The 11,470-nt window shown below is 70.1% G+C and carries 10 protein-coding genes and 1 pseudogene; 2 read left to right on the top strand and 9 right to left on the bottom strand.

The window, feature by feature from the left end:
* Positions 1–223: 223 nt before the first annotated feature.
* From trpD to E1265_RS25660, 5 genes are all read right to left on the bottom strand, one after another.
* Positions 224–1,291, bottom strand: coding sequence for an anthranilate phosphoribosyltransferase (trpD, locus tag E1265_RS25680; protein ID WP_132933386.1), 1,068 nt, complete (start codon positions 1,289–1,291; stop codon positions 224–226).
* A gap of 120 nt (positions 1,292–1,411) precedes the next feature.
* Positions 1,412–3,070, bottom strand: a complete 1,659-nt coding sequence (locus tag E1265_RS25675) for a cytochrome bc complex cytochrome b subunit (protein ID WP_132933385.1) — start codon at positions 3,068–3,070, stop codon at positions 1,412–1,414.
* The gene (locus E1265_RS25670; protein WP_132933384.1) at positions 3,067–4,104 is read right to left on the bottom strand and encodes a Rieske 2Fe-2S domain-containing protein; all 1,038 of its coding nucleotides are present in this window, start codon (positions 4,102–4,104) and stop codon (positions 3,067–3,069) included. The genes E1265_RS25675 and E1265_RS25670 overlap by 4 nt, the downstream gene beginning before the upstream one ends.
* The gene (locus tag E1265_RS25665) at positions 4,101–4,910 is read right to left on the bottom strand and encodes a c-type cytochrome (protein ID WP_132933383.1); all 810 of its coding nucleotides are present in this window, start codon (positions 4,908–4,910) and stop codon (positions 4,101–4,103) included. The genes E1265_RS25670 and E1265_RS25665 overlap by 4 nt, the downstream gene beginning before the upstream one ends.
* Before the next feature lie 77 nt (positions 4,911–4,987).
* Positions 4,988–5,608 carry a heme-copper oxidase subunit III gene (locus E1265_RS25660; RefSeq protein ID WP_132933382.1) on the bottom strand — a complete coding sequence of 207 codons (621 nt, stop codon included), beginning with the start codon at positions 5,606–5,608 and terminating at the stop codon, positions 4,988–4,990.
* 201 nt (positions 5,609–5,809) lie between these two features.
* Here E1265_RS25660 and E1265_RS39600 point away from each other — a divergent pair.
* Positions 5,810–6,187 (top strand): annotated as a pseudogene (locus tag E1265_RS39600) (hypothetical protein); the annotation flags it as partial.
* A 28-nt stretch (positions 6,188–6,215) separates the two neighbouring features.
* Here the strand turns inward: E1265_RS39600 and E1265_RS25650 are convergent.
* The 4 genes from E1265_RS25650 to coxB form a co-directional block, all read right to left on the bottom strand.
* Positions 6,216–7,463 carry an Ig-like domain-containing protein gene (locus tag E1265_RS25650; RefSeq protein ID WP_132933381.1) on the bottom strand — a complete coding sequence of 416 codons (1,248 nt, stop codon included), beginning with the start codon at positions 7,461–7,463 and terminating at the stop codon, positions 6,216–6,218.
* A 110-nt stretch (positions 7,464–7,573) separates the two neighbouring features.
* On the bottom strand, positions 7,574–7,972 hold the full coding sequence (locus E1265_RS25645; protein WP_132933380.1) for a cytochrome c oxidase subunit 4: 399 nt from the start codon (positions 7,970–7,972) through the stop codon (positions 7,574–7,576).
* A complete protein-coding gene (ctaD, locus tag E1265_RS25640) occupies positions 7,969–9,663 on the bottom strand; it encodes a cytochrome c oxidase subunit I (protein WP_243741104.1) in 1,695 nt (564 codons plus the stop codon). Before ctaD ends, E1265_RS25645 begins: the two co-directional genes overlap by 4 nt.
* Positions 9,664–9,695: 32 nt before the next feature.
* Complete coding sequence (coxB, locus tag E1265_RS25635) at positions 9,696–10,664, bottom strand: cytochrome c oxidase subunit II (RefSeq protein ID WP_132933378.1); 969 nt, start codon at positions 10,662–10,664, stop codon at positions 9,696–9,698.
* Positions 10,665–10,849: 185 nt separating this feature from the next.
* On the opposite strand from coxB, the gene E1265_RS25630 reads away from it, so the two are divergent.
* A partial coding sequence (locus tag E1265_RS25630) for an aminotransferase class V-fold PLP-dependent enzyme (RefSeq protein ID WP_132933377.1) occupies positions 10,850–11,470 on the top strand: 621 nt, incomplete at its 3' end.

The raw sequence follows: 11,470 nt of genomic DNA, 5'->3' as shown, positions 1-11,470 counted from the left end.
CCGCCCACCCGCCCCTTCGGGCGCGCTGCGCGCGGTGCGGGCCCGTGGCGGCTTCGCCGCCGGGCCACACGGCCCGAGCCGCGGGCCGGCACGGCCGTAAGCCGCGCGCCAGCGCAACAACGCACCGGGTGCGCGCGGAGCGCACCGGTGGCCCGGGCCTGCGGGCCGTGCGCGCCCGCGCCCGCGCCGTGGCCTACGCCGAGCGCGCAGCGGAACCGCGCTGTCAGGCGTGGGTCGCGGAGGACCAGCGGTGGAGCGTCTCGCGGGCCGCGCCTGAGTCGATCGCGTGTGCGGCTCGCCCCATCGCTCCCTCGATCTGCTCGGCCAGCGGCGCGTCCGTCGGGCCGGCGGCGGCGACGAGCGCCGCCGCCGCGTTGAGCAGCACCGCGTCCCGCACCGGGCCGGTGTCGCCGTCCAGGACGCGCCGCGCCACGTCCGCGTTGTAGGCCGCGTCCGCGCCCCGCAGGGCCTCGACCGGGGCCAGCGCGAGGCCGACGCTCCGCGGGTCGAACCGCTCCTCGGCCACCTGGCCGTCCCGCACGACCCACACCGTCGAGGGCGCGGTGACCGTCAGCTCGTCGAGCCCGTCGTCGCCCCTGAAGACCAGCGCCGAGGAGCCGCGCTCGGCCAGCACGCCGGCCATGATCGGCGCCATCCTGGCGTCCGCCACGCCCGTGGCCTGGGCCCTGACCCGCGCCGGGTTGGTCAGCGGGCCGAGGAAGTTGAAGACGGTCGCGACGCCCAACTCGCGACGCGCCGCGCCCACGTGCCGGAGCGCCGGGTGGAACTTCACCGCGAAACAGAAGGTGATCCCCGCCTCCAGGGCGACCTCCGCGACCCGCTCCGGCGTCAGCTCCAGGTTGACGCCGAGCTTCTCGAGCACGTCGGACGCGCCGCTCGCGCTGGACGCCGCCCGGTTGCCGTGCTTGACGACCCGGAGACCGGCGCCGGCCACCACAATGGCGGCCATCGTGGAGATGTTCACCGTCTTGGCCCGGTCGCCGCCGGTGCCCACGATGTCCACGGTCGGTCCTGGCACCTCGATCAGGTTGGCGTGCTCGTACATGGCCCGGACCAGGCCCGACACCTCGGTGACCGTCTCGCCCTTGGCCCGCAGCCCCACCGCGAGGCCGGCGATCTGGGCGTCGGTGGCCTCGCCGGCCATGATCCGGTTCATGGCCCAGGCGGCCTCGTCGGTCGTCAGGTCGCGGCCCGCGATCAGCGCGCTCAGCACGTCCGGCCAGGTGCGCGCCGCCGCTCGGTCGCCTCCGGCGGGGATCACAGCGCTCATGGGAATCACCTCTGGCTTCGTGTGGCAGCGGCCGTCGCTTGGCCTTGGGCCAGAGCCTATAGCGCGAGTGGCCCCCGCCCGTGCACGGGCGGGGGCCACCGAGGCCGGGAGCGCGGACGGTCAGTGGTGACCGTGGCTGCTCGTGATCTCCCGGTACTCCTCGCGGGTCGGCTTGGGGATCTGCGCCTGCTCGCCGTAGTAGCCGCGGCTGATCCTGGCCCGCACCCGCTCGACCGGGCCGATCCGGCGCCGGACGCCGTTCTCGTCGGTCTCCGGGCCGACCTCGTACGGCGCGTGCTGGTCGTGCGAGGTGAGCAGGTGCAGCTTCTCCTGCGACAGCGGCTCGTGCACCTCGATGAACTCGCCGTGCGGCAGCCGCTTGATGATGCCGGTCTCGCGGCCGTGCAGCACCTTGTCGCGGTCCCGGCGCTGGAGGCCGAGGCAGATCCGCCGGGTGACGAAGAACGCGATCACCGGCAGCACGAAGAAGCCGATCCGACAGAACCACGTGATCGCGTTGATCGACAGGTTGAAGTGGATCGCGAACAGGTCGTTGCCACCGCCGATGGTGGTGACGGCGAACGCGGTCAGCCAGGCCACGCCGAAGCCGGTCCTGGTCGGCGCGTTGCGCGGACGCTGCGCGATGTGGTGCTCGCGGTGGTCCTTGGTGACCCAGCCCTCGAAGAACGGGTAGAGGCCGATCACCGCGAGCATCAGCGGGAAGACCGCCAGCGGGATCAGCAGCCCGAAGTTGAGCGTGTAGCCGCCGGGCAGCACCCACTCCCAGCCGGGCATCATCCGGACCAGGCCCTCGGAGAAGCCCAGGTACCAGTCCGGTTGGGCGTCCGTGGACACCTGGTCGGGCCGGTAGGGGCCGAGCAGCCAGATCGGGTTGATGGTCACCGTGGCCGCGATGATCGTGATCACGCCGAAGACCAGGAAGAAGAAGCCACCGGCCTTGGCCATGTAGACGGGCAGCAGCGGGTAGCCGACCACGTTGTCGTTGGTGCGGCCGGGGCCCGCGTAGTGGGTGTGCTTGTGGTAGACGATCAGGATCAGGTGCGCCACCACCAGGCCCAGCATGATCCCCGGCAGCAGCAGCACGTGCGCCACGAAGAACCGCGGGATGATGTCGTGCCCCGGGAACTCGCCGCCGAAGAGGAACATCTGGAGGTAGGAGCCGACCACCGGCACCGCCAGGATCGCCGCCTCCATCAGCCGGATGCCGATGCCGGAGAGCGAGTCGTCCGGCAGCGAGTAGCCGGTGAGGCCGGTGAAGATCGCCAGCACCAGCAGCAGGAAGCCGAAGAGCCAGTTGATCTCGCGCGGCTTGCGGAAGGCGCCGGTGAACAGCACCCGCAGCATGTGCATGAAGATGCCGACGACGAAGATCAGCGCCGCCCAGTGGTGGATCTGCCGGACCAGCAGGCCACCGCGGACCTCGAAGTTGATGTCGAGGGCCGACGCGTACGCCTCGCTCATCAGCAGGCCCTGCATGGGCTCGAACGACCCGTGGTACTCGACCTCGGCCATGCTCGGCACGAAGAAGAGCGTGAGGTAGACGCCCGTCAGGATCAGGATGATGAAGCTGTAGAGGGCGATCTCCCCCAGCAGGAACGACCAGTGGTCGGGGAAGATCTTCCGCATGTTGGCCTTGGCGAGCGTGTAGATGCCAAGCCTGCCGTCGGCCCAGTCGGCGACCCGCTCACCCGCGGGCGCCTTGCCGCGGTTCCGCGGGGCGTCGTCCGTCGCCTTGGAGGTTTCCGTTGCCGTACTCATCCGCGCTCCCAGAAGCTCGGGCCTGGGGGCTCCTCGAAGTCGCCGAGCGCAGCGAGGTAGCCGTCTTCGTTCACCGTGATCCGCAGCTGCGGCAGGGGGTGCCCCGCCGGGCCGAAGATCACCCGGGCGCCGTCCGCGAGGTCGAACGTCGACTGGTGGCAGGGGCAGAGCGCGTGGTGGGTCTGCTGCTCGTACAGCGTCGCGGGGCAACCGATGTGGGTGCAGATCTTGGAGTAGCAGAGGATGCCCTCGTGGCCCCAGTCCGCGGACTGCCGGTCCTTGATGTCCTCGGGCTCGAGACGCACCAGCATGACCGCGGCCTTGGCGATCTCCACCTGGAAATCGTGGTCGTGCGGGTCGAGGCCCTCGGGCATCGCCTGCACCAGCGCGCCGACCGGGATGTCCTCGGGGCGCAGCGGCTGCTGGGTGGACTCGTTGATGATCAGCGAGCCCTCCCGCCAGCGGCTGTGCCGCAGCTTGTCACCCGGCAGCGGGCCGAGGTCGCGCAGCAGCACCACGCCGGAGAGCGGCACCAGGGCCAGCGCGCCGAACATGGTGTTGCGCACCAGCTTGCGGCGGCCGAACTGGGACTCGGCGGCGCCCTGCTTGAAGTCCGCGATGACCTGGGCCCGCACCTCCTGCGGCGCCTCGATCGGGTGCCGGTCGTCGGCCATCTCCTCGTCCGACATCAGGGTCCGCGCCCAGTGCACGGCGCCGGCGCCGATGCAGAAGAGGGCGAGGCCGAGCGTCAGGCCGAGCGCGAAGTTGAGCCCGCTGACGTGGCCGAACGGCCAGATGTAAACGATGTTGTCGATCGGGATCGCGACGTAGGAGGCGATGAAGCCGATCGTGGCGAGGATCGAGACGGTGAACAGCAGCGCCACGGTGCGCTCTGAGCGCTTGGCGGCCCGCTCGTCGATGTCCTGCCTGCGGTGCTCGTGCGGCGGGAGCCCCGGGTCGGCGAACGGGTCGTCCGCCGGGGTGAGTTCGCCGCCTGACGTGTGCTCGTCGTTGTTGTCGTTGTGGCTGCTCATGACTTCCTGGCCTTAGTGCTCCTGGCGCCGATCCACACGGCCACGGCGATCAGGGCACCGATGCCGAAGGTCCAGGCGAAGAGGCCCTCACCGACCGGGCCGTAGCCGCCGAGCGTGAAACCGCCCTGGTTGGGCGACTCGTCGGTGGCGACCTCGTCGAGCCAGGCGATGATGTCTCGCTTGTCCTGTTCCGTCAGCGTGGTGTTGGGGAACGAGGGCATGTTCTGCGGGCCGGTGATCATGGCCTCGAAGATGTAGCGCGGCTCGACGTTGTGGAGGCTGGGCGCCTCCTTGCCGTTGGTCAGGGCGCCGCCCCGGCCAACGAAGTTGTGGCACTGCGAGCAGTTGCTGCGGAAGAGCTCGCCGCCGCGCGCGGCGTCGCCCTCCGCCGGGTCGTAGGACGACTCCTCGGGCACGCTGGGGCCGGGGCCGAGTGAGGCGATGAACGCGTTCAGCTGGTCGATCTGGGCCTGCGTGTAGACGGGGGGCTTTTCCGGCGCCTGCGGGCCCGTCTGGGCCATCGGCATCCGGCCGGTGCCGACCTGGAAGTCGACCGCGGCGGCGCCCACGCCCACCAGGCTCGGGCCGTCACTGCCGCCCTGGCCGCCCCGGCCGTGGCAGCTTGAGCAACCGACCTCGTAGAGCCGCTTGCCCTCCTCGATGGCGAGGGACTGGGCCGAAGTCTCGGCCTGGGCCTCGTCCGCGGGGGCGAGTGTGGCGTACAGCCCCCCTGTGGCCGCCAGCGCGAGGAGGAGGACGACGAACGCCGCCAGCGGATGGCGCCGTCGTACGGAGAGCTTTTTCACGGATTACCCCGGTGTCAGGATCTTCAGCGTCGGTGCGATGGTGGGAGGTGCGTCGTGCGGCGCGGCGACCGGCGCGGCTACTTGATCAGGTAGATGGTGGCGAAGAGGCCGATCCACACGACGTCGACGAAGTGCCAGTAGTAGGACACGACGATCGCCGTGGTGGCCTGCTCGTGGGTGAAGCGCCGGGCGGCGTAGGTCCTGCCCAGGACCAGCAGGAAGGCGATCAGGCCGCCGAGGACGTGCAGTCCGTGGAACCCGGTGGTGAGGTAGAAGGCCGAACCGTAGGGGCCGGAGGAGAGCGAGATGCCCTCGTGCACGACCAGCTCCACGTATTCGGTCACCTGGCCGCCGATGAAGATGGCGCCCATGATGAAGGTGATCACAAACCAGAACCTGAGCTTCTTCACGTCACCGCGCTCGGCGGCGAACACGCCGAGCTGGCAGGTGAGGGAGGAGAGCACCAGGATCGCGGTGTTCGCCGTGGAGAACGGCACGTTGAGCGCGCCGGCCTGCTCCGACCAGAACTCGTCACCCATCACCGATCGCAGGGTGAAGTACATCGCGAAGAGGGCCGCGAAGAACATCAGCTCGGAACTGAGCCAGATGACCGTCCCGACGCTGGTGACATTCGGCCTGTTGACCGAGGGGATCGCGTGCCCGGTATCTACTGCTGTTGCTGTCGCCACGCCCGTCATTATGTCGGGCGCTTTTCCGGCCGTTGTCTCGGGGGTCGGGTTCGGTGTGTCCACGCCGATCACGCCCCCGTCGCACGCCCTTGCCCCGGCGTTCCCCCGGCCTTCCCGCGGCCTTGACGCGGCACCTGACCCCTGCCTCCGGCCGGGGTCCACGGAGTACGATCCGCGCAACGGCAACGATGCTCGACCCGCGGAGGAACGATGGAGCGCACCGTCACGGTGCTGGTCTACAGCGACGACGTCAACACCCGCGAGCAGGTGCGGATGGCCGCCGGCCGCCGCCCGGCGGCCGATCTTCCACCGATCGAGTACCTGGAGTGCGCGACGTTGCCGGCCGTGCTGACGGCGCTCGAACAGGGCGGCGTCGACGCCTGCGTGCTCGACGGCGAGGCGGTGCCGGCCGGTGGCATGGGGGTGTGCCGGCAGGTCAAGGACGAGATCTTCGACTGCCCGCCGGTGCTGGTGCTGATCGGCCGCCCGCAGGACGCGTGGCTCGCCTCCTGGAGCCGCGCCGAGGCCGCGGTCCCCCACCCGGTGGACCCGACCGAGCTCACGAACGCCCTGACGGGCCTGCTGCGGAGCGCTCACGCCGCGCGCACCCGGATCGTCACAGGGAGGGAGCCAGCCGTGCGGGGGAGGCGACGCGGTCCTGGGGCTGGTAGACGCCGCCCAGGGCGCTGCCCTCGAGCCACTCCTCCCAGGAGAGGTTCCAGTCCCCGAAGCCGTTGCCGAACGGCGCCATGTCCTCGCCGAAGCCGTTGACGTGCTCCACGATGTCGCCCGGCTTGACGAGTTCGTAGAACCAACGGGCGTTCTCCGTCGACAGGCCGGTGCAGCCGTGGCTGACGTTGTCGTAGCCCTGCGAGCCGACCGACCAGGGGGCGCCGTGCACGTACTCGCCGCTCCAGGTCAGCCGGGCGGCCCAGTAGACGGGCAGGTCGTAGGACTCTGAGGAGCCGGCCGGGATGCCGATGCTGGTGCCCGTCATCCGCACATACGACTCGCGGCCGAGGATGACCTTCTTGCCACTGCGGGTGGCGAAGCCCTCCTTCCCGGTGGTGATCGGGATGGTCCGCAGCTCCTCGCCGTTGCGTGACACCGTCATGTGGTGGTTGGCGATGTCGGCGACGGCCTCGATCCGGTCGCCGGTGGTCAGTTCGAGCGCGTCGGTTTCGCCGCCGCGCAGGCCGTCCCTGATCTGGACCCCGTCGAGCGACGAGGTGACGGAGATCGTGGCGTCGGTGGGCCAGTACTCCTTGGGGCGGTAGTGGAGTTCGGTACCGTCCACCCAGTGCCAGGCGCCCTCGACGCGCGGCTCGGAACGCACCTCGAGCGCGCCCTCCACCTTGGCACGCTCCGTCGCGTCGTCGATCTCCTCGCTCAACTCGGCCGTGATGGGCTGGCCAACGCCGTAGGTGCCGGCCTCGGGCCCAAACGTGACGTCGAGCCGCTTGGCGTCGGATTCGCTGGTGTGGAAGGTGTGTTCGCCGCGCCCCGGCGATCCGCCGCTGTTCTCGGTGGAGACCTGGACGGTGTAGTCGGCGCCGGCGGCCAGCGGGTCGGTGCTGCGCCAGGCGCGGCCGTCAGCGGAGAGCTCGCCGGAGACCCGGCGGCCGGCTGAGTCGGTGGCGATCACGTCGGTGATCCTGGATCCGGAACCCTTGGTGCTGATCTTCAGCGGATCGTCCGGGTTCACTTCGGCGCCGTCCCCCGCGGAGCCGAAGGAGAGCTGTCCAACGGCGTCGTACGGCTCGCCGGCGAGGGGGCTGCCGTCGCCGCCGCAGCCGGTGAGGCCCGCGATCAGCGGGGCCAGCAGCAGCGCGCACCCGAGCTGTATCCGAGGTGTGTGACTCATAGCCACAACGTAGGGAGGATGACGCAAGGCGGCACGCCGGGTGACTGCAAACGGGTTGGCCCCCGGCAGCGACGCTGCCGGGGGCCGAACGGGTCAACGGGCGCCCCGTGTCACTGGGTCTGGTTCTCGCCCCGGTAGTACTCGAAGACCCACAGCCACAGGCCGACGGCCACGAACGGCGCGGTGAAGAAGAGCAACCACCAGCCGAAGACCGGGCCCATGAAGGCACACACCCCACCGGCGCCGAGCACCAGCGGCGCCCAGCTGTGCGGGCTGAAGAAGCCCAGCTCACCGGCGTCGTCGGAGACCTCGGCCTCCTTGTTGTCCTGCGGCCCGGCGTCCACCCGGCGGGCGGTGAAGACCAGGTAGAACCCGACCATGCCCATCAGGCCGAAGGAGAGGAAGAGGGCGGTGGTGCCGACGGGCTCCTTGGACCACACGCCGTAGACGATCGCCATCGCCAGCATGAAGATGGCGACCCCGCTGAAGAGCCATCCCTGAATCCTCATGCGCCGGCTTCCTTTCCGGTGAGCGCCTCGGCCTCGTGGCGGGCGTCGTTCTCCAGCTGGTCGAGCGCGGCGACCTCGGGGTGGTGCAGGTCGAACGCGGGCGACTCGGAACGGATCCTGGGCAGGGTGAGGAAGTTGTGCCGGGGCGGCGGCGAGGAGGTGGCCCATTCGAGGGAGCGGCCGTATCCCCAGGGGTCGTCCGCGTTGACCGGCTGCCCGTACTTCCAGGTCTTCCACACGTTGTAGAAGAACGGCAGCATCGAGGCGCCGAGCACGAACGAGCTGATGGTGGAGATGGTGTTGAGCGCGGTGTACCCGTCCGCCGCCAGGTAGTCGGCGTACCGGCGCGGCATGCCCTCGGCGCCCAGCCAGTGCTGGACGAGGAAGGTGCCGTGGAAGCCGACGAACAGCGTCCAGAAGGTGATCTTGCCGAGCCGCTCGTCGAGCATCTTGCCGGTCCACTTGGGCCACCAGAAGTGGAAGCCGGCGAACATCGCGAAGACGACGGTGCCGAAGACCACGTAGTGGAAGTGGGCGACGACGAAATAGGTGTCGGAGATCGCGAAGTCCAGCGGCGGCGAGGCCAGGATGACGCCGGTGAGGCCGCCGAAGAGGAAGGTGATCAGGAAGCCGACGGACCACAGCATCGGGGTCTCGAAACTGAGCGAGCCCTTCCACATGGTGCCGATCCAGTTGAAGAACTTCACGCCGGTGGGCACCGCGATCAGGAACGTCATGAAGGAGAAGAACGGCAGCAGCACCGCGCCCGTGACGTACATGTGGTGGGCCCACACGGTGACCGAGAGGCCGGCGATCAGGATGGTCGCGATGACCAGGCCGATGTAGCCGAAGATCGGCTTGCGGCTGAAGACCGGGATGATCTCGGAGACGATGCCGAAGAACGGCAGCGCGATGATGTACACCTCGGGATGGCCGAAGAACCAGAACAGGTGTTGCCACAGGATCGCGCCGCCGTTGGCCGCGTCGAAGATGTGGGCCCCGAAGGTCCGGTCGGCCTCCAGCGCGAAGAGCGCGGCGGCGAGCACCGGGAAGGCGAGCAACACCAGCACGGCCGTCAGCAGCACGTTCCAGGTGAAGATCGGCATCCGGAACATGGTCATGCCGGGGGCGCGCATGCAGATGATGGTGGTGATGAAGTTGACCGCGCCCATGATGGTGCCGAAGCCGGAGAGCGCCAGGCCCATGATCCACATGTCGGAGCCGACGCCGGGCGAGCGGATCGCGTCGGAGAGCGGCGAGTAGGCGAACCAGCCGAAGCCCGCGGCGCCCTGCGGGGTGAGGAAGCCGCCGACGGCCAGCAGGCTGCCGAACAGGTAGAGCCAGTAGGCCAGCATGTTCAGCCGCGGGAACGCCACGTCGGGGGCGCCGATCTGGAGCGGCATGATCCAGTTGGCGAAGCCTGCGAACAGCGGCGTCGCGAACATCAGCAGCATCACCGTGCCGTGCATGGTGAACAGCTGGTTGAACTGCTCGTTGGTGACGAGTTGGCCGCCCGGCCTGGCGAGCTCGGCGCGCATCACCAGGGCCATCACGCCGCCGATGATGAAGAAGGCGAACGAGGTGACCAGGTACAGCGTGCCGATGGTCTTGTGGTCGGTGGTGGTGAGCCAACTGACCACGATGCTGCCGGGGGATTTCCGCCGGGCCGGCGGCTGGCTGCTCGGAGCCACCTGCCCGGCCGGCTGGCTCTCTTCGACGGTTGTCACGATCGGCCCTCGTTGGTCTCGGCGTTCACGGCGGCCTCGGTCTGCGGAATGCCCGCCGGGACATAGCCGGTCTGGCCCCGGTCCGCCAGTTCCTGCAGGTACTGGTCGTACTCCTCGGCGGAGACGACCTCCACGTTGAAGAGCATGCGCGAGTGATCCTGGCCGCACAGTTCGGCGCACTTGCCCATGAACACGCCCTCGCGGGTGGGGGTCACCTCGAAGGAGTTGGTGTGCCCGGGGATCGCGTCCATCTTCATCAGGAAGGGGACCACGTAGAAGGAGTGGTTGACATCCCTGGACGTGAGGATGAACTGCGTGGTCTCGTTCACGGGGAGCACCAGGGTCGGCCCGGGGTTGTTGGTGACCGGGTTGCGGTCCTGGAGGGTGCCCGACTCGTAGACGCCGTCCGCGTTCTCCGGGAAGCGCTCCTGGAAGCGGTCGGGGATGCCGGCCAGCGCCTCGTCGGTGCGGGCGTCACCGTCGGTGGCCCCGACGGGCTCGATGTAGTTGAAGGCCCAGCTCCACTGGAAGCCCACCACGTTGACGATGTGGTCCGGCTCGTCCGAGGTCTTCAGCAGCTCGGTCTGGTCCCGGGCGGTGAAGTAGAAGAGGACGGAGACGACCACCAGCGGAACCAGCGTGTACAGCACCTCGATGGGGAGGTTGTACCGGTTCTGCGGGGGGACCTCGACCTTGGTCCTCGACCGGCGGTGGAAGAACACGCTCCACAGGATCAGACCCCACACCAGCACGCCGGTGGCGAGCGCGGCGGCCCACGAACCCTGCCAGAGGGACAGGATGCGCGGCGCCTCCTCCGTCACGGGGGTGGGCATGCCGAGGCGGGGGAAGTCCTCGGAGGTGCAACCTGTCGCGGTTGCCAGGACCAGGCCCGCGATCAGCGCCCGCGGCAGAATCCTCCGCCGCATCGGGCGCCGCGACGAGCGGTCGGAGCCGTTGGGACTCACGTAGCGCCTTCCCGAGAGTCTCGCCCATGGTTCCGGGCTGCCGTCGCACGGAGCGGGGGCCGGCCCTGACACGGGCAGGGTTTGGATGTTTATGCGGACCAAACCCTACTCGACGCCACCTGGGGGGTCGCGGGGAGGGGGCGTTACGCGTCGCCTGAGCGACGTCGTGGTTGTTAGCGTGCCGTGTGACCTACTTCGACGCCGCCTCTTCGCTGCCCCTTCACCCGGTCGCCAGAGAGGCGCTGCTCGCCGCGTTCGCGGACGGCTGGGCCGACCCGGCGCGGCCGCACCGGGAGGGCCGGCGGGCCAGGATGCTGTTGGACGCGGCCAGGGAGACGGCCGCCGAGGCGGTCGGCTGCCGCCCTGACGAGCTGACGTTCACCACGTCGGGTACGCGCGCGCTGCACACCGGCATCGCCGGGGCCCTGGCCGGCCGGGCGCGGGTGGGCCGCCGGCTGCTGGTGTCGGCGGTCGAGCACTCCGCGGTGCTGCACGCCGCCGAGGCGCACCGGGACGCGGGCGGCACGGTGACGGAGATCGGCGTGGACGGCGGCGGCCGGGTCTCCCCCGGCTCGGTGGCTCGGGCGCTGGGTGCGGCGGAGGAGCCGGCGGCGCTGGTGTGCGTGCAGTCGGCCAACCACGAGGTGGGCACGGTGCAGCCGGTGGCCGAGATCGCGGACGAGTGCCGGGCGGCTGGGGTGCCGCTGCTGGTGGACGCGGCGCAGTCGCTCGGCTGGGGGGCGGTGCCCGGCGGCTGGTCGCTGCTGGCGGGCAGCGCGCACAAGTGGGGCGGCCCGGGCGGGGTG

It is taken from the genome of Streptomyces sp. 8K308 (genome assembly GCF_004348315.1).
Lineage (GTDB): Bacteria > Actinomycetota > Actinomycetes > Streptomycetales > Streptomycetaceae > Streptomyces.
Note: the sequence above shows the minus strand (reverse complement) of the source record. Positions and strands in the feature narration are given on the sequence as shown.

What these genes read in the sequence shown, in the direction of transcription:
- trpD (WP_132933386.1), bottom strand. Translation starts at nt 1,291, where the DNA reads ATGAGCGCTGTGATCCCCGCCGGAGGCGACCGAGCGGCGGCGCGCACC.
- E1265_RS25675 (WP_132933385.1), bottom strand. Translation starts at nt 3,070, where the DNA reads ATGAGTACGGCAACGGAAACCTCCAAGGCGACGGACGACGCCCCGCGG.
- E1265_RS25670 (WP_132933384.1), bottom strand. Translation starts at nt 4,104, where the DNA reads ATGAGCAGCCACAACGACAACAACGACGAGCACACGTCAGGCGGCGAA.
- E1265_RS25660 (WP_132933382.1), bottom strand. Translation starts at nt 5,608, where the DNA reads ATGACGGGCGTGGCGACAGCAACAGCAGTAGATACCGGGCACGCGATC.
- E1265_RS25650 (WP_132933381.1), bottom strand. Translation starts at nt 7,463, where the DNA reads ATGAGTCACACACCTCGGATACAGCTCGGGTGCGCGCTGCTGCTGGCC.
- E1265_RS25645 (WP_132933380.1), bottom strand. Translation starts at nt 7,972, where the DNA reads ATGAGGATTCAGGGATGGCTCTTCAGCGGGGTCGCCATCTTCATGCTG.